The following is a 24,909-nucleotide window of genomic DNA, read 5'->3' on the forward strand; positions in this document are numbered from 1 at the left end:
CGCTTAGGCCTTACCGTTCTTGGCGCGCAAGTTGGCAGCGATGCGCAGACGCAGGGCGTTGAGCTTGATAAAGCCGGCCGCGTCCTTCTGGTCGTAGGCACCGGCATCGTCCTCGAAAGTGGCGATGGTCGGGTCGAACAGCGAATCAGTTTTGGAATCGCGACCGACGACGATGACATTGCCCTTGTAGAGCTTGACGCGAACAACACCGTTGACCACGCTCTGCGTGTGGTCGATCAGCGTCTGCAACGCGATACGCTCCGGACTCCACCAGTAACCGTTGTACACCAGGCTGGCGTAGCGCGGCATCAGGTCGTCCTTGAGGTGGGCGACTTCGCGGTCGAGGCAGACGGATTCGATGGCGCGATGGGCGCGGAGCATGATGGTGCCACCTGGGGTTTCATAGCAGCCGCGCGACTTCATGCCGACATAGCGGTTCTCGACCAGATCGAGGCGGCCGATACCGTGCTGACCACCCAGCTTGTTCAGCGTTGCCAGCACCTGAGCCGGGCTCAAGCGCGTGCCGTTGAGGGCGACGATGTCGCCCTTCTCGTATTCGATGTCGAGGTACTCGGCCTTGTCCGGCGCGGCTTCCGGAGAAACCGTCCATCGCCACATCGATTCCTCGGCTTCGGCCGCCGGGTTTTCCAGGTGGCGACCTTCGTAGGAAATGTGCAGCAGGTTGGCATCCATCGAATACGGCGAACCGCCCTGCTTGTGCTTCATGTCGACCGGGATGCCGTGCTTTTCGGCATAGGCCATCAGCTTCTCGCGGGACAGCAGATCCCATTCGCGCCACGGGGCGATGACCTTGATCCCCGGCTTCAGCGCGTAGGCGCCGAGTTCGAAACGAACCTGGTCATTGCCCTTGCCGGTAGCGCCGTGCGAGATGGCATCAGCACCGGTGGTATTGACGATCTCGATCAGGCGCTTGGCGATCAGCGGCCGGGCGATCGAGGTGCCGAGCAGGTATTCGCCTTCATAGACGGTGTTGCAGCGGAACATCGGAAAGACGAAATCGCGGACAAACTCTTCGCGCAGGTCGTCAATGAAGATGTTTTCCGGCTTGATGCCGAACTGCAGCGCCTTGGCGCGGGCTGGCTCGAGTTCTTCGCCCTGACCAAGGTCGGCGGTGAAAGTCACCACCTCGCATTGATACGTGTCCTGCAGCCACTTCAGGATGACGGAGGTATCGAGGCCACCGGAGTAGGCCAGCACGACTTTCTTGATATCGCTCATTTCTGTTCCCTTGTTTCGTTTAATTCTGCCGCTCAGCCCTGAATACAGCCCAACAGCAAATACTCCATCAACGCCTTCTGTACATGCAGGCGATTCTCGGCTTCATCCCAGACTACCGACTGTGGCCCGTCGATCACCTCGGCGGTGACTTCCTCGCCGCGATGGGCGGGCAGGCAATGCATGAATACTGCATCCGGATTTGCAACGCGCATCATGTCGCCATCGACACACCAGTCGGCGAAAGCCTTGATCCGCGCCTCGTTCTCGGCTTCGAAACCCATCGAGGTCCAGACGTCGGTTGTAACCAGATCGGCTCCGCGGCAGGCATCCATCGGATCGGGGAAAGCCTTGAAACGCGCCGGGTCTATCTTGCCGACCAGCTCTGGATTGATTTCGTAGCCCGGCGGCGTCGAGACATGGACCTTGAAATCCAGCACCTCGGCCGCCTGCAGCCAGGTATTGCACATGTTGTTGGCGTCACCGACCCAGGCCACGGTCTTGCCCTGGATGCAACCGCGATGCTCAATGTAGGTGTAGATGTCGGCCAGAATCTGGCAGGGGTGATATTCGTTGGTCAGGCCGTTGATCACCGGGACGCGCGAATTGGCGGCAAAGCGCTCGATGATGTCCTGCTCGAAGGTACGGATCATCACGATGTCGCTCATCCGCGAAATCACCTGCGCCGCATCTTCCACTGGCTCGCCGCGCCCGAGTTGCGAGTCGCGGGTGTTCAGGTAAATTGCCGAACCGCCGAGTTGCTGCATGCCGGCCTCGAACGAGAGACGGGTCCGCGTACTGGCCTTCTCGAAGATCATCACCAGCGTGCGATCGCTGAGCGGCCAGTATTTCTGGTAGGACTTGAACTGAGTCTTGATCCAGCGCGTACGCTCGAAAACGTATTCCAACTCGTCGCGCGTGAAATCCTTGAACTGGAGAAAATGTTTGATCGCCATGGTTTAGGCCGCCAGAAAGTCCTTGATGAGGGGAACACAACGACTGACCAGCTCCCGGGCATCGTTTTCACTGAAAATCAGCGGCGGCAGGAAACGAATCACCTTGTCGGCCGTCACGTTGATCAACAGCCCGGCAGCCAGCGCCTGGCCAACCAGCTCACCACACGGGCGATCCAGCTCAATGCCGATCATCAGCCCATGACCACGAATATCGACAACGCCTTTGGTACCGGCGAGAGCTTCGGCCATCAAGGAACGGATCAAGGCGCCGACACACTCGGCATTGGCCATCAGACCATCCTGTTCGATGGTTTCAATGGTGGTCAGTGCGGCGGCAGAGGCCAGCGGGTTGCCACCGAAGGTCGAGCCATGATTGCCCGGCCCGAACAGACCGACCGCCTTGCCGCCGGCCAGGCAGGCGCCAATCGGCACACCGGAACCCAGCCCCTTGGCCAGCGTCGCGATATCCGGTTGGATACCGGCGTGCTGATAGCCGAACCACTTTCCAGTCCGGGCCATCCCACACTGCACTTCGTCGCAAATCAACAGCCAGCCCTGCTCGTCGCACAACCGGCGCAAGCCCTTCTGATACTCGAGGGATGCCAGATGTACCCCCCCCTCCCCCTGAATGATTTCCAGCATGACCGCGACAACATTCGTGTGGTGCTCGGCAACTGCCTTGATTGCATCCAGATCGTCGTAAGGAACGCGGATGAAACCAGAGACCAGCGGCTCAAAGCCAGCCTGCGCCTTGCGATTTCCCGTAGCAGACAGCGTGGCCATCGTCCGGCCATGGAAAGCTTTTTCCATGACGATAATGGTCGGGTTCTCGACGCCTCTCTTGTGGCCATAAAACCGGGCCAGCTTGATCGCTGCTTCGTTGGCCTCGGCGCCCGAGTTGGAGAAAAATACCTCCTGCATGCCAGAAATCTCGGCCAATTTGTCTGCCAGCAGTTCCTGCTCGCGAATTTGATAAAGATTGGAGGTGTGCAACATGCGCCCCGCCTGGGCGGAAATCGCCGAAACCAGCTGGGGATGAGCATGGCCGAGAGTGGAAACGGCAATCCCGGACAACGCGTCGAGATATTCCTTACCCTCGGTATCGGTAATCCGGCTACCCTGACCGTGACTAAACGCCACCGGCAACCGGGCATAGGTATTCATGACATGCGACATCAGGCAACCCCAAAAAACGAAAACGGCGGCTATTGCCGCCGGAACGACCGCCACTCGAAAGGGTAGAAAACCCCCAAAAGAGTTGCAGAAAGCTGAATGTTAAGTGAAAAATAGAGCCTTGTATAGAACGACAAAAACCATGCGCATTGCCATTTTCAACCAGAAGGGGGGCGTCGGAAAAACGACGACCGCGCTCAATCTCGGCGCCGCAATGGGGCGCGCCGGAACCCCGCCGCTGCTACTCGATCTCGACCCCCAGGGCCACCTCTCCAGCATCCACGGCCACGCCCCAACGGAAGCCAACCGCAGCCTCTTCGCGTTTTACCAGGACACACGCAATCTGCGCGAACTCGAAGTCGCCTGGGAAGGTATCGGACAACTGATCCCGGCCCATCAACAACTGATCAAGGTCGACTCCATCTTCGGCAAGGGGCCCGCCATTCTGAACAAACTGCGTCTCGGCCTCGAAGCCACAGAGGACAGCCATCCAAACCGTCCCTGTATCATCGACTGCTGCCCGTATATTGGCGTTCTCGCCCTGAACGCGATCTTTGCGTGCGACCGCCTGATCATACCGGTCTCCACCGACTACCTCTCGCTACAAGCAGCCGAACATATCACGCGCACCCTGCAAGTGCTTGAACCGGTAATCAAGCGCCGGGTAGAGCGCCGCTACCTGCTCACCCGCTTCGATCGCCGTCGCCGCATGAGCGACGATGTTCGCCGAAAACTCCGCGAACGCTACGGGGATGAGGTACTGGACACCGTCATTTCGGAAAATGTCGCAGTTGCCGAGAGCCCGTCGCTCAACCGGGACGTTTTCCGCCACAACGCATCCAGTCCAGGCGCTCACGACTACCAGAAACTGCTCACCGAACTGATCGAGCGAGGTGATCTGCAACTTACGATGCAATGATCAAATCAACCACCTCTTCGTAATTCAGATGGCCGTTTCGGCCAGACTTCAAAGCGTGCTGAAAGCGGCATTCGAGGACGTCGCAATCATTGTAAATTTGTCGCAATTTGCGACACGCCTCGGCCTCGTCGCGACCAAAAATGGAGAGATTTTCGACAACAACACCGTTACGCGTGCGTATCCGGAAAAGATACTTGGTGATTGAAGCAATCTGCATAAAAACCCCCGCCAGATCAAAGCAGTAGCTTCAGTATATGCAGCTGATTCTACAAAAACAATCTACCCCACTAATGCAAAAGACCTTCCCCCTTCAAGACGGGCAATACTGCCACTGACAGGGGGCTTCTGCTAGAATGCAGAAAAAAGGTCGCAACGCCCGCAAACGCAGAGTAGAACAATGACAACATCAGAATCGACCGCTTTCATCATTGTCGGCCTCACCAAACAGGGAAAAAAATTTCGCCCCAGCGACTGGGCCGAGCGACTCTGTGGCGTGATGTCCGCCTTTGGCGCGGAACGCAAGATGAAATATTCGCCCTATGTCGGCCCTGGAGATTACAACGGCGAAAAAGCCGTTTTCATAGATGGCCGCCTTGGAGAGATCGAACCCATGGCCTATCGCTTCATGCTGAATTTTGCACAAGACAACGACCTGCAGATTATCGACGGCGTCTGCTCACTGGAAAACAAGAAATAACGATAACGCGCCAAAAACAAAAAGGCACCCGAAGGTGCCTTTTTTATTGTGGCAAACCGCAATCAGGCAGCAGCAAGCGCCTTGATCTGCGCCGACAGGCGGCTCTTGGTACGCGAAGCCTTGTTCTTGTGAACAATCTTCTTGTCTGCAATGCGATCGAGCACCGCAACTGACTGCTGGAAGACGCCTTGAGCGGCGGCTTTGTCGCCGGCTTCGATCGCCTGACGCACGCGCTTGATTGCGGTACGCAGGGTCGAACGCAGGCTGGCGTTATGGGAACGCTGCCCGTCAGCTTGACGGGCGCGCTTGCGGGCTTGTGCGCTATTGGCCATATTGGAGTATCCGGTATCGAAAAATCTGAGTCCGCTAGTATACCAAAAAATTCTTGCCCATGACAAGTTACATCATCCGACAATCAACAGTTAATTCGGCACAGCGACCAAAAGCACTGCTTAACCACGAGCCCCGGACAGGAGGTTAATTGTTCCAGCAGGTAGCACTATCAACGGTCGCGCCGGAAACTGACTTCTGATTCGACTGGTTCACGAGCAGCGTTCCGCATTTATCACTGGCTTGCGCATTTTTTGGTACCGCCTGAATCTGGAAAGCGGTAGCTGTTTGTGCCGCGACGAAACTAACGTCATAGAATTTTGCACCGCCGTCTTTCGGCGCCTCGGTAATCGGCAAAGCAGCTCCTATATAAGTGCCGTTTTGCGTATAGAAGCGCTCAAGAAATTGCGCGTTTTCGAGCAATACGGTTTTTGCATCAGCCCTCCTCGCCCTGGCGATGTATTCCTGGTAACTCGGATAGGCAATGGCAGCCAGCAATCCAACAATCGCAATAACAATCATCAACTCGATCAACGTGAAACCCTTGTGTTTCATAACCCTCCCCTTTCTTATTGAAGCTGGCGCCAGGCCGGGCGCGGGCGCGTGGTCGATCCCTGCTCGGACACCATCAGCACATTCCCAGTCGTTCCACTGCTAATTTTGTATTCCTTGCCGCCCCCGGAGATGATTGCTGGCGACTTGATAATACCCTCCGTTGACTTGATGCCATTAGCCGGAACATTGACGCTGACGCCACCAATCGTGACCGTAACGAAGTCACCACTGGTAAAGCTTCCGTTGTCGTTCAGATCGAAAATCGAGAAGGACGGACGGTTTCCAGTCTCCGGATCGAATTCCATGATCCAGCTTGTCCCACCGAAATCGCATGGCGAGGCGCTGGGAATCATTGTCGTCAAGATAACGCGCTTGTTCCGGAGAATCGGCTGGGTGACAACGCGCTCACGCGAAGTGGTACCCATATTCAGATACCAGCCGCGCTTGTTTGCCCAGTTGATGGAGCCTGTGTCGTCGGTAATCCTGATTTGCCCCCCGGCAGCCAACGGGTTATTCATCTCAACCAGAATTGAATGCTTTTGCAGCACGACACTCTTTTCCGCCCCGGTGTCGACAGATGTCGCCGCGATCTCATCGTTGCTGGCCGTTTTATCCCATATGGCATAGATCGTCTGTTGTGCGGTCGTGGTGTTGTCATTCTTTTCGAAATACTTCCCCGTTCCGAAGTAAACCAGGTAACCGCCAACAGGATGCGCGCCAATATCGAGGCCTGCGGTAATCGGCTGGCGATTTCCGACATCGTCAGATGCGGTAAACAATGGCTTTGGCGTGCTCACGTTACCGTTATCTACTTTCCAGTTGCCAGAATTGTTTTGAGAAACGTCGAATTTCCAGAGGTTGCCTTTCAAATCCCCGGCAAAAATCGCCGACAAGGCACCGGTTCCCGAATCGAAGATTGCGGCAGGTGCCGAAAGACCATTTGCACCGGACAATCCGTCGTCCACTTCGATTTTCCTGATCAGCGTACCGTCACTCAATTTGACAATGTAAAGGGCAGCTTTCCCACTGGCAGAACCGTAACCGTTACCAAAGATGGCCGCCCAGGTGCCATTGGCCATTCTGGCAATAACCGGCTGACCGTAGGTGTAGCCAAGATCGGCATCACCGATCTTGTCGGTGAACTCCCAGAGAACCGTGTCCGAAGCCGTCAGCGCGGCGTAGTTGGTCTGGGTTTCAGCGACGGTGGAGGATGATGTTGTGCTCCCCGTACCGTCATAGCTCTTGGTCAGATCCAATGCGAAAATGCCCTTCCCACCGGCTGCGGCAGCGCCGACCAGCACGGTCTTCCAGGTCACGCCGGCACCGGTATCGATGTATGCATCGCCAACCACCAGATTGCCATCGAGAAGATAGCGGTGGCTGATATTGGGATCCAGAAGGTTACGGAGCAAGCTACTGTCAGCGCCGCTAGTGCACCCTGTTGACGCCGTCTCGTCGGCACAGATCAGCCAACTCGGGAGATAGGTGAAAATTTCGTTGCCGTTCTTGGCATCGATGACATGCATCATGCCGTCGTTCGAATTGACCACAATCAGCGGATTCTTGACTGCTCCCGTACTCGTGAATTTCTTGTCCACCTGAGCGGCATAGAACTCGTAGCCCGTGATGCCGCTGATATTGCCGTAGGAGAAATTCTGCCCACCGACAAACACGGGGTCGGAATTGATGATATCCCCCATCAGCGACGTGCGCGGCCGATAAATACCCGTTTCGTAGGTTCCGTCACTAGGAACCGAAGTGTCCTTCAACTCCTGGCTCTGATCACCACGCAAGTAGTCAAGGACCGGCGAAGAACTGTTTGCGGCATTCGCATTATCCAAACCGGCCTTTTGTTTCGCGGTGAGGGAGGCCCATTTGAAATCGATCCCCTTCGGCATCGCCACCGCCGTGTGATTAATCGTGTAGATCCGACGATCAACTTCGGCCGGGTACTTCGCCAACAGCCCGGCATCCCAGGCGAGCGTTCCCAAAGCGGTAGTCGTTGTGTCAACACCGGCAACTGTAACCGTGGTGGTGACAAGCGGATAAGCCAATACCTGACCACTCCAGTCGGTTGCCTTGAATCGCGCTTGATAGACGAAGGTATCGGTATCGAGGCGGGTCGAATTGGTGGCAATTGACGATGACGACGATGGATCAGCCAGCGATTCCTTTAGTGCCGAACCGATGGCCTGGTCGAGACCAGCGGGGTTACGCACCCGAAAGAAATTGTCAGCCAGGCCATCTCCGTTAACCTTGGGGAGGCGCGTGGCATTGTCCTTGACGTCCCAGTCTGGCCAGGCTGCATATTTGGCAGTGTAATAGAGCGGATTTTGCATCAGGTTGGCGGTCGTGCTTGCCGATGGCGTGTAGGCGACCCAAACTGGCGCAGTCCAGGTTGCATCCGGTCTTGTGAACTCGCTATTTGCATCATAGGTCGAATGATTTGCCCCACCAGGGCGCAGCACATTCATTACCGTGCCATCTGCCGTACTGCCGGAAATCGTGTAGCCATACTTCAGCGCATGGCCTGCGGCAGCGGTCATCGAGGCAACCTTGAGATATAGCGTGTTGGCGTCAGGAACGGCCGGCATCCCGTTATTGCCGGCGTAAGCATTGCAAGCCGCGCCAACGCAATAGCGAATGTGGGCGACACCGTCCATGTCGTAGTCGTTCCCCCAGGTCGAGTCCTCCCACATGATCTTGAAACTGCCCGCTGTCTGGTTCGTGCCGGGCTCGACCTCGAGATCGACCATGCTGCAAGCTCGCCAGCCGGCATCGCCGAGCGCTGCCGCAGCCGTCGAATTAGCCTGGCAGAATGGGATGAAGGTGATTTCCTTACCGCTAGATCCGACCGGAATCGAAAAGTCAGGAAGATTTTCGGCCAAGGCAACGGCAAATGTGGTCAACGGTTGGCGGTCGGCATAAACCTTCTTGGACTTACCCCACAGCGCCGTACGCTTGGCGGCATAGCCTGAGCGCAAGTCGAACTGCGAAGTTCCCAAAGCCAGGCCTGCAACGTGGTAACTGCCCTCCACACTCGGCACCTCCGGGCAAATCCCGGATGCCTGCGCCAGGGTCGACAAGGTTTTCGATGAACAGACCGACTGGTAATCGGAAGCTCCGGTCACGCTACCAATCATGAAATTGCCACTGAGTTTTTCATGAGAAGCGTCGGCAACCTCATTAGTCAAAGCAGCAGTGGTTTTTGACCAATCCGCTAACGAGTGTGAGGTCTCGTCAAAATCGAACGAGTTCAAGCCGGTAGAAATCATTACGATATTCGACTTGGCGCACCACTCGGTCGCCGGAATGGGATCCTTCCAGCTGAGTTTCGGCAGCCCTGCAATATAGGAGGCGTCGCTACCGTCAAAGGCTGCGGTCGGAGCCGCCGCACTGGTATCGGTCGCCAGTTTATCCGTGGCATTTCCAGCCTGAAGGTAGCGCAGCGACTCCAGATACATCTCGGAAATCGGATTTCCCCAGTCCACGCAATTACCGTTGGCAAAAGAGGTTACCCCGGGGCTAGCACAAGACCCGTCGTATTTGTCGCCACTCCAACCAGCAATCCTCAATCTGTTGAAGGTACCGATAATCCCACCGGTTGCCGGCAAGTCGTCGATCCCGGAAGCACTTCGCGGCAACCCCTGCTTGTTGACGAATACACCGGTACAGAAATCTATCTCATCGGTCGAGCTCGAGACAAATCCCTCCCCTGCAGTCGCGCAGTTATAGCTATTCGGATACTTGCCACTGCTGTTACTCAGGCCACCAATATTCTTTCTCAGTACCCCGCCTGATTTGCCGTGCGCCCAACTACCGGTCATCAGACCGAATTTCAGGCTGAGCGATACATCGGCGTCACCATATTGCTGCAGCAGTCCAATCGGCTTTTTTGCCGAGCCCGACTTCAGGTAGGTTTTGCACTTCGGCCCCGGGCCGCTGAGCGTATCGGCACCACCAACGTTATCGCACACCTTGACCCGGGCATTCAGGGTCGCGACCAATGCAGCCGGCTTGGTTCCCACCCCCGTTCCACACTGCGGATGTTCGTTGGCCGCCCAGAGCCGAAATGCCCCATTGGCAATCTGCATGACAGGTGGATTGGTCGATGATTTCGATGCACTGCCGCCGTCATTGGTCAGGTTGCAGAAGCTGATCACCGTTTGTGTTGTGTACGGGGTGAACTTGCTCATATTGGCCGTGGTGGTCGCATCGAACACCTTGGCAAAGGCATGGACGTCACGGGGCAGGTGGGCGCGCTCAAGGACTGTTTCCGTCTCGTCATCTGTCGAGCGGTAACCCCCATAGAAGACCTTGCGCAGCACATCCACGCGGGTCATGCTCGCCCAATTCAACAGGTTGCCGCTCCACTGGCTGGCGCAGACGTACTGCGTTTTGCTTGCCGTTGTAGCATTCGGAAACGTGACAGTAACAGTCTCCGCTGTCGCTGCTGCCTTCGCTACAAAGCGGCCGCTCTCATAGGCGTAACACTTCCGAGGATTGAAATAGCCGTCGTAATCGATGTACGGTGTGAAGGTCGTCTCGAGAAAACCGTCGCCATCGAGATCCGAATAGTCGGTATAGGCCTTGATAAACAACTGGTGGTCGCGGGACGCCACCAGCATGACTCGCGGATCGGCCTGGGCGCTGATGAACAGGGGGTCCTGAGCAATGACACCAGCCTGCACCGAGGCACAGGCAAGTACTGCCATCAGCAAACCCAAAAGTGACTTTTTCATTTTGACCTCCAATTAGCCGCAGCCGCGGTCATACCATGACTGCAGGATCACCACCGATTCGGTAGTCCGCCCTGCCCACGCGCCGTAATCTTGTAAACGTTCCGTGGCGGCGGCGGTGGCCACTTCTTTGAATAACCGACACAGGAAATGGCCGGGTATTCCTCGATAACATAGCGGGGTTGCGTCTGGCCGCTTAACACACCAGATACTTTCGTCGCGGCGACCGAATTGGCTGTCCAATTGTGGTTGTCACGCCAGTAAACCTCTTCTGTCTGGCCGGTCGGAGATGTATTCAAATCGCGGTAGTAACCGCCAGTCGATCCGCCGGTAGTAGTAAATGGCGGCAATACGGCAGCCGACAGGAAACTCTGCGCCTCGCGCATGGCGTATTCGGCTGACTCGAAAGCAAGGGAGCGATCACGGGTATTCCCGGCCATGCGTTCCTCGAAGATGCTGGTATTGACCACGCTCAACGCCAGCAGGGTAACCATGACCAAGATCAACAGCGAAACCACCAGCGATATCCCTTTTTGGGAATGCACAGCCGAGAGAGACATTTTCATGGCAGACGATTCCTGATTCCGATAACCGTAGTGAAATCGCGCTTGATCCGCTTGTCCGTCACCGAGGCGCCGTTAAAGGTATAGGTCGAACTCGAAGGTCCCGCATTGTCGGATTCGCTGCGAACCGAGAAGCGAAGCTGCAGGCTTAGCGCCTGTGACCAGGTGACCCCTCCCAGGGCAGGTGGAGAACCCGTGGAAGTTACAGTGACGTCCGGCGCGCTATCCGCATTGCTATCTGCCCTGACGGCAAGTACCTGTAAGTCATAGACATTGGCAACCACATCGTTTGCCGTCGTTGTTGTGCCGTTGTAGCTGGTTTCATAGAGCATGGGAAGATTGAGGGTCGGATGCATGCCAACGAAAAACGACTTTTCGCCATACCCAAAAACGATAGCCTCCTTGCCGTACGCCTTACTCAATTTGTTATCTATATTGACATCTGAGGCATGAGCGATTGTGTCCTTGCCCGCTGCTTTGCTCACAGAAGTTGCAGTAAAGATATCCATACTGGTGCAATCGGCGATCACCAGAACAGCTCCTGCCGTCCAGCCACAGGGATTGGACACGATTTGGATATTTGCATTATCCGCAGTCATATTGCCGTCCAGTTTCGATGTGCAGGAACTCATTCCTTTTAGTTCAATGACATCGGTGCCCGCTACCCTGGCAACCCCCGTCGTATTGGTCCAACCAGTACCATCATTGAAAACCCGAACGCCATCACCGGCCGCAAATGTTGGCGGCAATGTTTTCGACAAGATTTTCGGTGGAATATCCAGCGAGTTTGCACAGCCGAGAAACCCGGCCTGCCGAATTTCTCGAGTCAAGCGCTCCATGACCATGCGCCCATCTTCCTGAATCTTGGCAATCGCATCATTCGTAACGAAGGCCGTGCGCGTGCTAAGAAACGTATAGAGAGCACCGCCAATAATAAACAGCCCCAAAACCAAGGTGATCATGATTTCAATGATCGAGATGCCGGCCTGCCTGAACATAGGGGCAAATCTGCGTATTGCCATCAGAGCTCTCCGACAAAAACGAATTGCTGGGTCGCGCTTCCACCTGCCACCTTGGAATCATCCCACTCGATGGTGATTGTGAAGAAGCTCGTGTTGTTCATGGTTACCGTACCAACACCCGCTGGCAAGGTTTCGACAGCGGTTTTCCAATCCGCCTTGTCAGCAACAGCAATTGCATTGGTAGCGCTTGCCGCGGTTGCGTACTGACCATCGCGCGCCACCTCCCGATTGGTGCGCATTCGGTCAGCCATGTCATAGGCCATGAAGCTTGCCTGAGTCCGTACTTGCGAGCCCTGCGTGCTCTTCAGGCCGGTCGTCAGCAATCCGGCGACGCCCAACAATCCAAAGCTGATGATGACAATGGATACCAGGATTTCGATCAGACTGATCCCGTTTTGTTTTTGGCCAAATTTCATGAACACGCCCCCCTGAAGCAACTCTCACCCGGCCGGATACCGCCACCGAAACCACTTTGGCGGTCTGTCCAGACTTGCATACCTGAATACTGCCGGGCTGAGTGACGCCGGAACTATCCGGGGCCATTGCTCCGGTCGGTTGGAAGCTGACAACGTTCACCAGGGCACCACCTCCAGTCATCGTCAGCCCCCGCTCGGCGCATCGAAGGCCTTGATCGGCGTACCCGCCGTCGCGTAAATGACCCAACCGGTCGACCAATCACCACTGGTTGTACAGGCACTACTGTTAGCACTCTTGCAAACGGATATATTCCTGCCGCGTTTGACTGCCTCGCTACGCGCCGTCGCCAGTGCCACAGACAAGCTGTTTGCAGCACTCTCGATGCGCATCCGGCGAATCATGTCGGAGAACGAGGGCATAGCCAGAGTCAATAGAATCCCCAGCAAGGCGACGGCAATCATCAGTTCAATGAGCGTAAACCCACTCACCGAAGGTTTGCTCGAATGCGCGATTTTCATTTTTAGTTCTGCTAAGTAATGAGACTAGAAAAAAACCTCAATATGCATGATTGCCGCCACGGGCTTGTTGTCCCGCAAACCGGGCTTAAACTTTGATTTCTTGAATCGATCTACAACTTTTTCGACAAACCACTCCGCTACCTCTGACTCCTGGACATCAATACGGGTCACATCGCCACGACTATCAACCCACAGATACATCTGAAAGGCACCCTCCCCAGGCGGAGTGATGTCCTGGAGATCAATATCGTCTTCAGGGATTGCGGCCCGAGAAAGAAGCTCTTGCGGCAAGTAGCCATCATCAAGCCCGGCTGTTTCATTATTAGCCCGCTCTGGTTTGACGATGCCCACCCCTGGCGCTACAGACCGCTGCTCGATATTGCCAATACCATTACTTCCATCGTCAATGCCGGAAACGCGAGAAGACTCAAGCGAATTTTCCCCATCGCCGACGGACATCAGACGTACCAGCAATTTATCGTTTGCCCAGGAAAACAACGAAATCGGATGCCAGTTAATGTGAAGAAACAAGAGAAGCAAGCCATGAAACAAAACCGACCATAATATCGGCCTAACTGGAATCAAGACTCGGGGATACTTGATCCCACTCCAGCCCGATCGCAATTCCTGACAGTGCATATACCCTCTGTTTATTGCCTTCGCCTCATCAATGGCGATCAAATCCACCGGATTTGCTATTCGGAAAGTTAGCTCAGTATTTACTCAACTGGATACCATACCCGATGGGCGGGAGTAGACGGGTTGCAGACGGTATGCAACCAAAGTCCGCAAGAGGCGAATTCAGGCGGAAAAACTGCTGGCAGCCAAGGCCTGCCTAAGTGCCCCATGGGAGCACCAGCCATTCAGGGTCTAGGCAAGTTGCGTTTTATTTAGGCACAGGTGGAAGTGCGATGCGCAGGAACCCAACTAGCGCGCGGGAATTGTCCCCAACTCACGAGGCAGGGGAAAAGAAACGTCTTCATTTACGCCTGCCATCTGAACTTCTTCAGCCCCGGTCATTTTCTTGATGCACTCGATGACATTTCTGACAAGGATTTCCGGCGCCGAAGCCCCTGCGGTAACACCAACATTTAGCTTCCCTACCAGCCACTCGGATTGCACTTCATCCGCACCATCCACGAGATAAGACTCGACACCACGGCTGGCCGCAACTTCACGCAGACGGCGCGAATTGGAACTGTTCTGGCTCCCGACCACGATAACCAGGTCACACTGCTCGGCAAGCGTTTTTACCGCATCTTGCCGATTTTGAGTGGCGTAGCAGATATCGTCCTTTTTGGGCCCTTGAATGTCGGGAAACTGTTCCTGCAGGGCCGCGATCACAACCGTGGCGTCATCCACGGACAGTGTGGTCTGGGTGACGAAGGAAAGCTGGCCTGGTGAGTTCACAGCCAGATGTTTGACATCTTCGGCCGTTTCAACCAGATACATGCCATCCCCGCTCTGCCCCATCGTGCCTTCGACCTCGGGATGCCCCTTGTGACCAATCATGACCACTTCGCGGGCCTGATGGCGCATCTTGCCGACTTCGACATGAACCTTGGTGACCAACGGGCAGGTGGCGTCGAATACCTTCAGGCCGCGCTGCTCTGCTTCCTCGCGCACTGCCTTGGAAACTCCATGGGCGCTGAAGATGACCGTGCTACCAGCCGGTACTTCGCTCAATTCCTCGATGAACACCGCCCCCTTGGCGCGCAGGTCGTCGCAGACGAACTTGTTGTGCACGACTTCGTGGCGCACATAGATCGGTGCCCCGAATTTCTCCAGGGCGCGTTCGACGATGGCGATGGCGCGTTCGACGCCGGCGCAGAAGCCGCGGGGATTGGCGAGGATGACTTGCATTTACATGATTCCGATAATTTCCACCTCGAAGCAGATCGTCTTGCCGGCCATCGGGTGATTGAAGTCGAAGAGCGCGTGCGTCGCATCCAGCTCACGCAGGAAGCCCGCGAAGGTACCGCCATTCGGGGCGGTGAATTCGACGACGGAATTCTCTTTCAGTTCCATGCCGGCCGGCAGACCGCTGAGCGCGATCCGTTCGACCAGCCGCGCGTTGTGCTGACCGAAGGCTTCATTCGGTTCGAGCTGAAAAACGAAACGTTCATGGGCCGGCAAGCCGATCAGCACCGACTCCAGGTTCTCGGCGAGTTGGCCGCTGCCCATCTGCAGCGTTGCCGGGCTCATGTCGAAGGTGGACAGGAACTCGTCGCCATCGAGCGTCGAAATGCGGTAATGCAGGGTCAGGTAACTGTCGGGACGGACCGTCGTCATGGTTTTTTCTCTTCGTTATTCTTGCCGGCGCCGGTCAACTGCTCGAAAACCAGCAGAATCGCACCGACCGTGATGGCGGAATCCGCCACGTTGAAGGCCGGCCAGTAGAAGCCGGCGGCATGCCATTGAATGAAATCGACCACCGCCCCGAAGCGCACGCGGTCGATGACGTTGCCCAGCGCCCCGCCCATGACCAGCGCCAAGGCCAGCGAAAGCAGCTTCTGCTGCGGATGCTGACGCAGCATGAAGGCGATCCAGCCCGAAACACCCAGCGCCAGGATCGTAAAGAACCAGCGCTGCCAGCCCGGCTGGTCGGCCAGGAAACTGAAGGCAGCACCCGGGTTATAGGTCAGGACCCAGTTCCAGAACGGCGCGACATAGATCACCTCGCCGAAGCGGATATTTTCCAGGACCAGCCACTTGCTGAGCTGATCGAGGACGATGACCAGCCCGGCCAGTCCGTACCAGCGCTTCGCATCAGGCATGCGTGCGCGCCTCGCCTTCGCCGAACAGATTGCTGACGCAGCGGCCGCACAGGGTCGGATGCTCGGCGCTGGCGCCGACATCTTCGCGCACGTGCCAGCAACGCTCGCACTTGTCGTGACCGGAAGCCAGAGCGACCAACTCCTCGGTTTCGGCCTTGACCAACGTCGCCTTCGAACAGATCAGCACGAACTTGAGGTCGTCGCCGAGCGAGGCCAGCAGGTCGTATTTTTCGCCGCCACAATGCAACGCGACTTCGGCCTGCAGCGAGGAGCCGATCTTGCCGGCTTCGCGCAACTCTTCCAGCGCCTTGGTCACTTCGGCCCGCACCGCGCGTATTTGGGCCCACTTGGCCCGCAGTTCGGCCTCGCCTTCCGGCTGGGGCAGCTCATGCCAGAGATGGAACATCACCGACTGCTCGGCGTCGCCGGTCAGCAGCTGCCAGATTTCCTCGGCGGTAAAGGTCAGAATCGGCGCCATCAGCTTGGTGAAGGCCTGCAGGATGTGCCAGAGCGCCGACTGCGCCGAACGGCGGGCGAGCGAATGCGGTGCCGTGGTGTACAGGCGGTCCTTGAGGATGTCGAGGTAGAAGCCGCCGAGGTCTTCGGAACAGAAGGTTTGCAGCGCCTGCACGACGCGGTGGAACTCGTAGCGGTCGTAGTCGGCCTGGCAGTTCTCCTGCAGTTCGCGGGTCAGGGCCAGGGCATAGCGGTCGATTTCCAGCCACTGGTCGACCGGCAGCATGTCCTGAGCCGCGTCGAAATCGGCCGTGTTGGCGAGCACGAAGCGCAGCGTGTTGCGGATGCGGCGGTAGCCTTCGACGACACGCTTCAAGATTTCGTCGGAAATCGACAGCTCGCCGGAATAATCGGTGGACGCCGTCCACAGGCGCAGGATTTCGGCGCCCATCTTGTCGGAGACCTGCTGCGGCGCGATGACGTTGCCCTTGGACTTCGACATCTTATGGCCCTTGCCGTCGACCACGAAACCGTGGGTCAGCAGCGCCTTGTATGGGGCGCGGCCGTCGATGGCGCAACCGGAGAGCAGCGAGGACTGGAACCAGCCGCGGTGCTGGTCGGAGCCTTCGAGATAGAGATCGGCCGGGTAGGCCAACTGCTCGGCATGCGAGCCGCGCAGGACGTGCCAGTGGGTCGTGCCGGAATCGAACCAGACGTCCAGCGTGTCCTTCATCTTGACGTACTGATCGGCCTCGGCACCGAGCAGTTCGGCGGCATCGAGGCTGAACCAGGCTTCGATGCCGGCCTTCTCGACGCGCTGCGCGACCTGCTCGATGAGCTCGGCGGTGCGTGGGTGCGGCAGCGCGGTTTCCTTGTGCAGGAAGAAGGGAATCGGCACCCCCCAGTTGCGCTGGCGCGACACGCACCAGTCCGGCCGGGTGCGCATCATCGCTTCTAGGCGGGCACGGCCCCAGGCCGGGAAGAACTGCGTTTCATCGACGGCGCGCTCGGCGATCCAGCGCAGGGTCGAGGCGTTCTCGTCCTTCTTGTGTTCCATGCCAATGAACCACTGCGTCGTGGCTCGGAAGATGATCGGCGTCTTGTGGCGCCAGCAGTGCGGGTAGCTGTGCTGGACGCGCTCGCTCTTGAGCAGGCGGCCACAGGCTTCGAGTTCCTGGAGGACCAGCGGGTTGGCCTCCCAGACCGTCTTGCCGGCCAGTTCCGCGACCGACAATGCCGGTGTGTTGCCGAGGAAGCGGCCGTCGTTGCCGACCGGGTTGTTCACCGGCAGGCCGTATTTCTTGCCGATCGTGAAGTCGTCCGCGCCATGGGCAGGCGCGGTATGAACCAGGCCGGTACCGGCCTCGGTAGTGACGTGAGTGCCGCAGATGATGGCTACGTCGCGATTCTGGAAGGGATGCTTGAGCAGGATCTGGTCGAGCTGGTCGCCGGTACAGGAACCGGCCACCGTCCCGCTCAGGCCGTAGCGCTTGAGGCTGGCTTCGGCCAGCTCGCGAACCAGGATCAAAGCGCCCTTTTCGGTTTCGATCAGGTCGTAAGTCAGTTCGGGATGGACGCTGACCGCCTCGTTGGCCGGCAGGGTCCACGGCGTCGTCGTCCAGATCACGGCGAAAGCCGGCCCGTTCAGGCGGCTCAGACCAAAGGCGGCGGCCAGCTTGTCGGCATGGTTGGCATGGACCTCGAAGGCAACATCGATCGCCGGCGAATTCTTGTCTTCGTACTCGACCTCGGCCTCGGCCAGCGCCGAACCGCAATCCAGGCACCAGTTGACCGGTTTTAGGCCCTGATAGAGATAGCCCTGGTCGAGAATCTTGCCGAGGGCGCGCATCTCGTCGGCCTCGGCCTTGAAGCTCATGGTCAGGTAGGGATTGTCCCATTCGCCCAGCACGCCGAGGCGGATGAAGTCCTTCTTCTGGCGTTCGACCTGCTCGGCGGCGTAGGCGCGCGACAGCTCGCGCACCTTGTCGGCCGGGATGCTCTTGCCGTGCAGCTTTTCGATCTGGTGTTCGATCGGCAGGCCGTGGCAGTCCCAGCCCGGCACATAGGGTGCGTCGAAACCGGCGAGCGTCTTCGAGCGGACGATGATGTCCTTGAGGATCTTGTTGACCGCATGGCCAATGTGGATGTCGCCGTTGGCGTAGGGCGGGCCGTCGTGCAGCACGAAACGCGGCCGGCCGGCGCAAACCTCGCGGATACGCTGGTAGAGCTTTTTCTGCTGCCACAGGCCGACCCATTGCGGTTCGCGTTTGGGCAGGTCGCCGCGCATCGGGAAGGCGGTGTCCGGCAGGTTCAGGGTGTCTTTGTAATCAGCCATTTTGCGTGCTCACAGCGTGAAGAAGGCCCGCGCCACCGCGGCATCGGCCGCGATCTGCGCTTTGAGGGCATCGAAATTGGGAAACCGTTGTTCGTCGCGCAGCTTTTTGACGAAGCGCACCGAGATGTGCGCTCCGTAAATATCGCGATCGAAATCGAAGAGATGCACTTCCAGCAGCGGCCGGGTACCGCCGACCGTCGGCCGGATGCCGAGGTTGGCCACGCCTGGCAAGGGCTTGTCACCCAGCCCGCTGACTTCGACGGCGAAGACGCCGGTCATTGGCAGCGGGTTGTGCTTGATGCGGATATTGGCCGTCGCGAAGCCCAGCTGGCGACCGACCTTGTCGCCATGGGAAACCTGGCCGTCGATGATGTAGGGCCGGCCGAGCAGGCGGGCCGCCCGCGCCATGTCGCCACTGGCCAGCGCCTGGCGGACGCCGGAACTGGAAACCCGTTCGCCCTCGACCGTCACGCTCTGCATGGCCTCGACGGTAAAGCCATGGTTCTGGCCCGCCGCCTGAAGCAGCGCGAAATCTCCCGTCCGGCCGCAACCGAAGCGGAAGTCGTCGCCGATGATCAGATGTTTGACCTGCAGGGCGCGGACCAGCACCTGCGCGATGAACTGCTCGGCCGTCAGCGCCGCGAAGGCGGCGTTGAACGGGCAGACCATGGCCTGGGTGGCGCCGAGGTCGGCCAGCAGTTCCAGCTTTTCACGCAGGGTCGAGAGCCGGGCCGGGGCCGAGTCCGGCGTGAAGTATTCGCGCGGATGCGGTTCGAAAGTCAGCACTGTCGGCGCACATTGCAGGCGGTTAGCGGCCGTCGCCAGTTGCCGGACAAGCGCAGCGTGCCCGAGGTGGACGCCATCGAAATTGCCGATGGCCAGTACAACCGGGGCAGGAACGGGACGTGAATGGCCGCGAAAAACGCGCATGGGCTCGGCGATGAAATAAAACGTTGAATTATAACGGGCGCGGCCACTCCCCGGATACGCGAGGTGATCAGGCACCGGGTAAATGACCTGGCGCCGCAGCGGCAAAACGCTGGGCTATTGATCTCGCATTCGGCGCTTTGCCGCTAAAATGCGCCCTGCATTTTCAGATCCGCTCCGGCGCCCGCGCCTCTCACCCTCAGAAAAAAGCACCGACTCATGGAAGCCATCCGCTCACTGATCGCCAACGTCGAAAAAGTCATCGTCGGCAAACGCGCCGTCATCGAACTCGCCGTCGTTTCCCTGCTCTGCCGCGGCCACGTACTACTCGAAGACGTCCCCGGCACCGGCAAGACCATGCTGGCCCGCGCCCTCGCACGCTCGGTCGATGTCGGGATGAAGCGCCTGCAATGCACGCCCGACCTGCTACCCTCGGACATCTCCGGGGTACCGATCTATAACCAGAAGACCACCGAATTCGAATTTCGCCCCGGCCCGGTGTTCACCCACATCCTGCTTGCCGACGAAATCAACCGTGCCACGCCGCGCGCCCAATCGGCCCTGCTCGAATGCATGGAGGAATTCCGGGTCAGCGTCGACGGCACGACCTACGAGTTGCCGAAAGTCTTCATGGTGCTCGCCACCCAGAACCCGATCGACATGGCGGGCACCCATCCGCTGCCCGAAGCCCAACTCGACCGCTTCTTCGTCCGTCTGCACGTCGGCTACCCCAGCCTCGACGAGGAAGTCCGCATCCTGGCGGCGCAGGCCCAGGCCCATCCGATCGACAGCCTGCAGGCGGTGATCGGCGAGGCCGACATCCTGGCCGCCCGCGAGGCGGTCAAGGCTGTCCATATCAGCGGCGACGTCGCCAATTACATTGCGCGGATCAGCGCTGCCACCCGCCAGCATCCCGAGCTCCGGCTGGGTGCCAGCCCGCGCGGCTCGCTGGCGCTGGCCCGCGGTGCGCAGGGCATGGCCTACCTCCATGGCCGCGACTTCGTTACCCCGGATATCGTCAAGGCGATGGCCAGCGCCATCCTCGAACACCGGCTGATCGTCCGGCCCCAGGCAGCCGCCCTCGGGCGCAGCGCGCGCGACATTCTCAGCGAGATCCTGAACCAGCTGCCGCCGCCGGTCTGAGCATGTCCGCCGCCCCGCTTACCGGCTGGCTGGCCGCGCGCCGCAAGGCGCTGGTGCTGATCGCCCTGACCGTCATCGCCTACCTGGCCGCCATCAACCGCGGCCAGGCCTTCCCCTGGGCGATGGCCGGCTTGCTGACGGCAACCCTGATCACCGGTTACACCTGGCCGCACTGGCTGGTCAAACGCCTGTCGGCGACGCGCACCGGCCCGACCCGAGCCGAGGAAGGCGAAACCATCGCCTTTCAGGTAGTGGTCGCGAACCGCGGCTGGCTGCCCCGCTTCATGGTCGAGTTCATAGACCACCTGCCCTTTGCCGGCCCGGCCGAAACGGGCACGAAGTCCTCCGAAAAAGTCCTCGGCCTGCTCGCCTATCTGCCGGGACTGCGCAGCAGTCACTTTGAGGTCAGCGTACTCTGCGAAAAGCGCGGCCATTACCAACTCGGGCCGGTCGCGCTGGCCTCGAGCTTTCCCCTTGGACTGGCCGAGGCGCGGCAATCCCGACGCGATGGCGTGCAGACCCTGACCGTCTACCCCGATGTCTTCAACATCATGGCCCTGCCCTTGCGCGGCGCCCCCAGCCAGATTCACCGCGGCGGCTACGTGCTGCCCGAGGGCGCCGGCGCCGCCGAGTTCGCCGGTCTGCGCGACTACCGCCGCGGCGACAACCCGCGCCATATCCATTGGCCGTCGACCGCCCGCCTGAACGAGCTGATCGTCCGCGAATACGAGCCGCTCGCCTCGGCCTGCCTCTATCTGGTCCTCGATCAGCGCCAGGCCGCGAATATCGGTCATGGCAAGGAATCGACCTTTGAGTACGCGGTGCGCATCGCGGCTTCGATGGCCCGCTACGCCTGCCTGCAGAACATCCGGACCCGGGTCGCCGGGGAAGGACAGCACCTTGTGCGCCTCCCGGCCGGTGCCGGCGACGCCCACTACCAGGACATCCTGGACCATCTGGCGGTGGTGGACTGCGACGGCCGGACGGCTTACGCCGACCTGCTGACCGAAATCGGCGCCGACTGTATCCGCGGCGAGACAGCGGTGGTTTTTCTCGCGGAGAACCCCGCCTATGCGGAACGGACTTTGCAAGCGCTGGCCATCCTGCAAGCCCGGCGCGTCCATATTTTCGCCGTCGTTTTCGACCAGGACTCCTTCCGGGCCGGCGACAACGGCCCGCCAATCGCTGCCGCGGACGGGCTGACCGGCGCCCTGCTCGAACTCGGCGCCCACATCGTCCGGGTCCGCCGGGGTGACGATCTCGTGCAACTGTTCAATTCATGAGCCCGCCGTTGACCTACCTCCCGGCCTATCTCGGCCTCTTTGCCGCGCTGCTGCTTGCGGTCGCCTGCAACGCCTTTCTCGACATCCAGTACGGCAGCTTCGGCACCGAAGTCATCCTCTGGGCCGTGGCCCTCGCCTGGACCCTGAGCGTCGGCTGGAAGCAACACGGCACCACCAGCAACGGCGGCAAGCAGCAACAAAAAATCGTCCTCATCCTCGGCTTCGTGGCGACCCTGCTGGTCTTCATTCCGACCTGGGGCTTCCCGCGCGCCGGCCTCTACCTGCTGCTGGTCCTGCAAGCCTCGCAGAACTGCGTGACGACCAGCCGCCGGCAACTGCACATGGGGCTGCTGGTTTCGGCGGTCATGGTGATGTTCGCCGCGACGCACCATCGCGCCGACTGGACCATGCTGTTCTATCTGGTGCCCTATGTCGTGGCCGTCGTCTTCACCCTGGTTTCGGAACAGGTCAGCCGCCGCGCCGCCGATCTGCCGCAGGCCCGGCTCGGCACCAGCAGCGGAGCCGGCCAGGGCATCGCGATCGCCGCGGCCACCGCCACCATCCTGCTCCTCGGGCTGGCGCTTTATGTCGTGACCCCGCAAGTCACCTGGCTGTCGCTGGAGTGGCGTTACGGGCAAAAGACCCCGCTCGGGACGCTCGGCAAGCCGCTTGAACAGGGCGGCAGCGGGCAAGCGGGCGGCAATGACGGGCAGACCGGAGCCCAGGGAGGCGGGAGCGGCGCCGGCAATGGCACCGATGGCCAAGGCGCCGGGCGTGACAGCTGGCCGAGCCCGGCCCAAATGCGTGATGCCGCCCGTCGCCCCGGCATGCCGGAATGGCAATCGGCGGTGATTCTGCAGATGGCCAGCATCGACGAGGCGATTCAGCAGGCCCTGCAGCCCATGCTCGATGCCCTCGACGATGCCTGGAACAAGTTGAAGGAATGGCTCAAGGAGCACCGCACTGCAGTCTGGTTGGGCCTGTTCGGCCTCCTGCTACTGATTCTGCTGCTTATGTTGTATTTCCTGCTCCGGGAAGTCAAAGCCGCCACCTGGCTACGGACCCGTTACGACTTTCTGCGCCTCGGTCTCTTTGCCCGGCACGCCGGCGGCGGCCAGGGTATAGCGCAGTATTACCGGGCGATGGAACGCCTCTTCGCGCTCAAGGACGCGCCACGCGCCCCGACCGCCAACACTAGCGAATACCTCAGGGAAATCACCCATTACCGCGACCATCTGCGGGACGAGGCGACCGAACTGACCCGCCTGTTCGAACAGGCGCGCTACGGGCAGACGGCGCCGGATGCCGCGCAGTTGGTCAGAACCCGGCAGCTCTACCGGCAGATTTTCCAGAAGCTTGGATGAGCCTGCGTCAGGGCGCCGATTAACTGGACGGCGAGAATAAAGTCTTAACTTCGCTGTATAGCGAATCAAGCATTTACCCGCACTTTCACAGAGCGCGTCAGAATAAAGTCCTGCACTTTAGGGGCACGAAACCCCCCTCTCGCCAGAAAGCCGAGAATAAAGTCATAACCTAGAGCCAGCTTTCGCCTCTTGGCGATAGCGCAAGGTTATCGGACCAGTTCCACTCTATGCCTTGAACACCGATATTTCAAGGTCCAGAACCAGATAACTAGGGTGTCGCTGATACCGGGTCAGACCCAGGTGGGTTGGGGATATTTTTGACGCCGTAAAGCACCTGCCCTGCCGGCCCAACTAGCGATGCTGACTCACAATGCCGAGCCTGGTCATCGAAGAAAAAATCCGGCTCGAATTCATTCAGGAAGGGGCCTTTGTCGAGGCCTCCCAGGAACATCGCCTCATCAACGGCGATGTTCCAAGACATCAAGGTTCGAATCGCACGCTCATGCGCCGGTGCGCTACGAGCGGTCACCAACGCAGTACGAACTCGCATTGGCGCTTCATCACCGACACTCTGTAGCCCTTGAAGCGCGCTCAAGAATGGTTTGAAAGGGCCTGGCGGCAATGGAATTTTGGCCTTCGCCATCTCGTGCGCCTGAAACTTGTCCAGGTTACCCAGATGAAAAATTCGCTCTGCCTCATCGCTGAACAGAACAGAGTCGCCGTCGAAGGCAATTCGAATTTCGTTTGGATTACGTGATGCGTCGCTGACGGACAACGGATAAACCTGAGCAGCTGGAAACTCGTGATTTAGTGCCTCACGGACATCCTCACCGTTCGCCGACAAAAACAGGTTTGCGTTGAGTGGTTTGAGATAGCGATGCGGTGGCGCCCCGCGCGTAAAGATTGCACGCTCCAAGGCAAGGCCGTGGTGCTGCGACGAGGCCAGAACGCGCAGCCCGCTGACAGGGTCATTCCGCGACAGGATAGCTACCTCAACTCGCTTCTGTGTCTCTGTATTGAATGCTAAAAGCTTCTTGATGAGAGGAAACGCCACACCCAACTCAGCGGGCGAATCGAGTCGCTCTAGCTGAATCTTCATGTAAGGGGCGTCGTTGCTGTCGTCAAAGACCTGGTTTTCGTCCTCGAAATTAAACAGTGCTCTGGAGGAGATGGCGACTACAAGTTTTCCGTTAAGCGAGGCAGACATTAGTTGCTCTTACAGGGGGACATTGAGAGTAGTTAGCCGCCACGGAGTTGGGACACCGAAACCTCGGCATTGTGGCGACGTGCACGGGCGATTTCTTGGGTGCAATGCGCATTCTGCTTTACTATACATTGGGTTACGCTGAAGGCTGGCACCTCCTTCGTAATCAGTAAGTTCGGCCTTACATCATCAGCATTGCGAAAGCAGCGCTTTGCTGATGCAAAAAGCGAGTCGTAGCTTGTTCCAGAAAAGTTCGAGTTTTATCTGGAATACCTCCGCTTGGTGAGCCAAGACT

23 protein-coding genes are annotated in these 24,909 nt (G+C 58.7%); 6 read left to right on the plus strand and 17 right to left on the minus strand.

Translation table 11 applies throughout. From position 1 onward, the window contains the following. Positions 1 to 3 precede the first annotated feature (3 nt). From NQE15_RS20400 to NQE15_RS20410, 3 genes are read right to left on the minus strand one after another with little or no spacing between them, the layout of a single operon-like run. Positions 4 to 1,239 carry an argininosuccinate synthase gene (locus tag NQE15_RS20400; protein WP_265944198.1) on the minus strand — a complete coding sequence of 412 codons (1,236 nt, stop codon included), beginning with the start codon at positions 1,237 to 1,239 and terminating at the stop codon, positions 4 to 6. A gap of 32 nt (positions 1,240 to 1,271) precedes the next feature. Continuing rightward, on the minus strand, positions 1,272 to 2,192 hold the full coding sequence (gene argF, locus NQE15_RS20405; RefSeq protein ID WP_265944200.1) for an ornithine carbamoyltransferase: 921 nt from the start codon (positions 2,190 to 2,192) through the stop codon (positions 1,272 to 1,274). A 3-nt stretch (positions 2,193 to 2,195) separates the two neighbouring features. Next, a complete protein-coding gene (locus NQE15_RS20410) occupies positions 2,196 to 3,368 on the minus strand; it encodes an aspartate aminotransferase family protein (protein WP_265944202.1) in 1,173 nt (390 codons plus the stop codon). Between the two features lie 139 nt (positions 3,369 to 3,507). Here NQE15_RS20410 and NQE15_RS20415 point away from each other — a divergent pair, with 139 nt between their 5' ends. The 3 genes from NQE15_RS20415 to NQE15_RS20425 all read left to right on the plus strand — a co-directional run bounded on the left by NQE15_RS20415 (position 3,508) and on the right by NQE15_RS20425 (position 4,981). Next, positions 3,508 to 4,284 carry a ParA family protein gene (locus NQE15_RS20415; RefSeq protein ID WP_265944203.1) on the plus strand — a complete coding sequence of 259 codons (777 nt, stop codon included), beginning with the start codon at positions 3,508 to 3,510 and terminating at the stop codon, positions 4,282 to 4,284. Positions 4,285 to 4,312: 28 nt separating this feature from the next. Then, a complete protein-coding gene (locus NQE15_RS20420) occupies positions 4,313 to 4,489 on the plus strand; it encodes a hypothetical protein (RefSeq protein WP_265944205.1) in 177 nt (58 codons plus the stop codon). A gap of 192 nt (positions 4,490 to 4,681) precedes the next feature. Next, a complete protein-coding gene (locus NQE15_RS20425) occupies positions 4,682 to 4,981 on the plus strand; it encodes a DUF3579 domain-containing protein (protein ID WP_265944207.1) in 300 nt (99 codons plus the stop codon). A gap of 62 nt (positions 4,982 to 5,043) precedes the next feature. On the opposite strand, the gene rpsT is transcribed toward NQE15_RS20425, so the two are convergent. The 13 genes from rpsT to NQE15_RS20495 form a co-directional block, all read right to left on the minus strand. Beyond that, positions 5,044 to 5,313: a 30S ribosomal protein S20 gene (gene rpsT, locus NQE15_RS20430; protein WP_011288763.1), complete on the minus strand. Its 270-nt coding sequence runs from the start codon at positions 5,311 to 5,313 to the stop codon at positions 5,044 to 5,046. 145 nt (positions 5,314 to 5,458) lie between these two features. Then, the gene (locus NQE15_RS20435) at positions 5,459 to 5,866 is read right to left on the minus strand and encodes a type IV pilin protein (RefSeq protein ID WP_323054917.1); all 408 of its coding nucleotides are present in this window, start codon (positions 5,864 to 5,866) and stop codon (positions 5,459 to 5,461) included. Between the two features lie 14 nt (positions 5,867 to 5,880). After that, positions 5,881 to 10,608: a pilus assembly protein gene (locus tag NQE15_RS20445; RefSeq protein WP_265944215.1), complete on the minus strand. Its 4,728-nt coding sequence runs from the start codon at positions 10,606 to 10,608 to the stop codon at positions 5,881 to 5,883. A 47-nt stretch (positions 10,609 to 10,655) separates the two neighbouring features. Then, positions 10,656 to 11,171, minus strand: coding sequence for a pilus assembly PilX family protein (locus tag NQE15_RS20450; protein WP_265944217.1), 516 nt, complete (start codon positions 11,169 to 11,171; stop codon positions 10,656 to 10,658). Next, complete coding sequence (locus NQE15_RS20455; protein ID WP_265944219.1) at positions 11,168 to 12,190, minus strand: hypothetical protein; 1,023 nt, start codon at positions 12,188 to 12,190, stop codon at positions 11,168 to 11,170. Before NQE15_RS20455 ends, NQE15_RS20450 begins: the two co-directional genes overlap by 4 nt. Then, positions 12,190 to 12,606 carry a type IV pilus modification protein PilV gene (gene pilV / locus NQE15_RS20460; RefSeq protein WP_265944221.1) on the minus strand — a complete coding sequence of 139 codons (417 nt, stop codon included), beginning with the start codon at positions 12,604 to 12,606 and terminating at the stop codon, positions 12,190 to 12,192. Before pilV ends, NQE15_RS20455 begins: the two co-directional genes overlap by 1 nt. 183 nt (positions 12,607 to 12,789) lie before the next feature. Continuing rightward, positions 12,790 to 13,125 carry a GspH/FimT family pseudopilin gene (locus NQE15_RS20465; protein ID WP_265944223.1) on the minus strand — a complete coding sequence of 112 codons (336 nt, stop codon included), beginning with the start codon at positions 13,123 to 13,125 and terminating at the stop codon, positions 12,790 to 12,792. Positions 13,126 to 13,149: 24 nt separating this feature from the next. After that, positions 13,150 to 13,812, minus strand: a complete 663-nt coding sequence (locus NQE15_RS20470) for a hypothetical protein (protein ID WP_265944225.1) — start codon at positions 13,810 to 13,812, stop codon at positions 13,150 to 13,152. Between the two features lie 240 nt (positions 13,813 to 14,052). Continuing rightward, entirely contained in the window at positions 14,053 to 14,988 is a 936-nt protein-coding gene (gene ispH / locus NQE15_RS20475; protein WP_265944227.1) for a 4-hydroxy-3-methylbut-2-enyl diphosphate reductase, read from the minus strand. After that, positions 14,989 to 15,417, minus strand: a complete 429-nt coding sequence (locus NQE15_RS20480) for an FKBP-type peptidyl-prolyl cis-trans isomerase (protein WP_265944229.1) — start codon at positions 15,415 to 15,417, stop codon at positions 14,989 to 14,991. Then, positions 15,414 to 15,902, minus strand: a complete 489-nt coding sequence (gene lspA, locus NQE15_RS20485) for a signal peptidase II (RefSeq protein ID WP_265944231.1) — start codon at positions 15,900 to 15,902, stop codon at positions 15,414 to 15,416. The genes NQE15_RS20480 and lspA overlap by 4 nt, the downstream gene beginning before the upstream one ends. Continuing rightward, complete coding sequence (gene ileS, locus NQE15_RS20490) at positions 15,895 to 18,693, minus strand: isoleucine--tRNA ligase (protein WP_265944233.1); 2,799 nt, start codon at positions 18,691 to 18,693, stop codon at positions 15,895 to 15,897. The genes lspA and ileS overlap by 8 nt, the downstream gene beginning before the upstream one ends. A gap of 9 nt (positions 18,694 to 18,702) precedes the next feature. Further along, positions 18,703 to 19,623, minus strand: coding sequence for a bifunctional riboflavin kinase/FAD synthetase (locus NQE15_RS20495; RefSeq protein ID WP_265944235.1), 921 nt, complete (start codon positions 19,621 to 19,623; stop codon positions 18,703 to 18,705). A gap of 216 nt (positions 19,624 to 19,839) precedes the next feature. Between NQE15_RS20495 and NQE15_RS20500 the strand changes: the two genes are divergently transcribed. The 3 genes from NQE15_RS20500 to NQE15_RS20510 are packed head-to-tail and all read left to right on the plus strand — an operon-like array spanning position 19,840 to position 23,410. Next, positions 19,840 to 20,763, plus strand: a complete 924-nt coding sequence (locus NQE15_RS20500) for an AAA family ATPase (protein WP_265944237.1) — start codon at positions 19,840 to 19,842, stop codon at positions 20,761 to 20,763. Positions 20,764 to 20,765: 2 nt separating this feature from the next. Next, complete coding sequence (locus NQE15_RS20505; protein WP_265944239.1) at positions 20,766 to 22,046, plus strand: DUF58 domain-containing protein; 1,281 nt, start codon at positions 20,766 to 20,768, stop codon at positions 22,044 to 22,046. Beyond that, entirely contained in the window at positions 22,043 to 23,410 is a 1,368-nt protein-coding gene (locus tag NQE15_RS20510) for a DUF4129 domain-containing protein (protein ID WP_265944241.1), read from the plus strand. Before NQE15_RS20505 ends, NQE15_RS20510 begins: the two co-directional genes overlap by 4 nt. A 268-nt stretch (positions 23,411 to 23,678) precedes the next feature. Here the strand turns inward: NQE15_RS20510 and NQE15_RS20515 are convergent, their stop codons facing one another. Then, entirely contained in the window at positions 23,679 to 24,617 is a 939-nt protein-coding gene (locus tag NQE15_RS20515) for a 5'-nucleotidase (RefSeq protein ID WP_265944242.1), read from the minus strand. Between the last annotated feature and the right edge of the window lie 292 nt (positions 24,618 to 24,909).

Origin of the sequence: Dechloromonas sp. A34, from assembly GCF_026261605.1 — a bacterium.
GTDB lineage: Bacteria > Pseudomonadota > Gammaproteobacteria > Burkholderiales > Rhodocyclaceae > Azonexus.

Coding starts and splice junctions, on each gene's coding strand:
- NQE15_RS20400 (WP_265944198.1), bottom strand. CDS start 1,239: ATGAGCGATATCAAGAAAGTCGTGCTGGCCTACTCCGGTGGCCTCGAT.
- argF (WP_265944200.1), bottom strand. CDS start 2,192: ATGGCGATCAAACATTTTCTCCAGTTCAAGGATTTCACGCGCGACGAG.
- NQE15_RS20410 (WP_265944202.1), bottom strand. CDS start 3,368: ATGTCGCATGTCATGAATACCTATGCCCGGTTGCCGGTGGCGTTTAGT.
- NQE15_RS20415 (WP_265944203.1), top strand. CDS start 3,508: ATGCGCATTGCCATTTTCAACCAGAAGGGGGGCGTCGGAAAAACGACG.
- NQE15_RS20420 (WP_265944205.1), top strand. CDS start 4,313: ATGGCCGTTTCGGCCAGACTTCAAAGCGTGCTGAAAGCGGCATTCGAG.
- NQE15_RS20425 (WP_265944207.1), top strand. CDS start 4,682: ATGACAACATCAGAATCGACCGCTTTCATCATTGTCGGCCTCACCAAA.
- rpsT (WP_011288763.1), bottom strand. CDS start 5,313: ATGGCCAATAGCGCACAAGCCCGCAAGCGCGCCCGTCAAGCTGACGGG.
- NQE15_RS20435 (WP_323054917.1), bottom strand. CDS start 5,866: ATGAAACACAAGGGTTTCACGTTGATCGAGTTGATGATTGTTATTGCG.
- NQE15_RS20445 (WP_265944215.1), bottom strand. CDS start 10,608: ATGAAAAAGTCACTTTTGGGTTTGCTGATGGCAGTACTTGCCTGTGCC.
- NQE15_RS20450 (WP_265944217.1), bottom strand. CDS start 11,171: ATGAAAATGTCTCTCTCGGCTGTGCATTCCCAAAAAGGGATATCGCTG.
- NQE15_RS20455 (WP_265944219.1), bottom strand. CDS start 12,190: ATGGCAATACGCAGATTTGCCCCTATGTTCAGGCAGGCCGGCATCTCG.
- pilV (WP_265944221.1), bottom strand. CDS start 12,606: ATGAAATTTGGCCAAAAACAAAACGGGATCAGTCTGATCGAAATCCTG.
- NQE15_RS20465 (WP_265944223.1), bottom strand. CDS start 13,125: ATGAAAATCGCGCATTCGAGCAAACCTTCGGTGAGTGGGTTTACGCTC.
- ispH (WP_265944227.1), bottom strand. CDS start 14,988: ATGCAAGTCATCCTCGCCAATCCCCGCGGCTTCTGCGCCGGCGTCGAA.
- NQE15_RS20480 (WP_265944229.1), bottom strand. CDS start 15,417: ATGACGACGGTCCGTCCCGACAGTTACCTGACCCTGCATTACCGCATT.
- lspA (WP_265944231.1), bottom strand. CDS start 15,902: ATGCCTGATGCGAAGCGCTGGTACGGACTGGCCGGGCTGGTCATCGTC.
- ileS (WP_265944233.1), bottom strand. CDS start 18,693: ATGGCTGATTACAAAGACACCCTGAACCTGCCGGACACCGCCTTCCCG.
- NQE15_RS20495 (WP_265944235.1), bottom strand. CDS start 19,623: ATGCGCGTTTTTCGCGGCCATTCACGTCCCGTTCCTGCCCCGGTTGTA.
- NQE15_RS20500 (WP_265944237.1), top strand. CDS start 19,840: ATGGAAGCCATCCGCTCACTGATCGCCAACGTCGAAAAAGTCATCGTC.
- NQE15_RS20505 (WP_265944239.1), top strand. CDS start 20,766: ATGTCCGCCGCCCCGCTTACCGGCTGGCTGGCCGCGCGCCGCAAGGCG.
- NQE15_RS20510 (WP_265944241.1), top strand. CDS start 22,043: ATGAGCCCGCCGTTGACCTACCTCCCGGCCTATCTCGGCCTCTTTGCC.
- NQE15_RS20515 (WP_265944242.1), bottom strand. CDS start 24,617: ATGTCTGCCTCGCTTAACGGAAAACTTGTAGTCGCCATCTCCTCCAGA.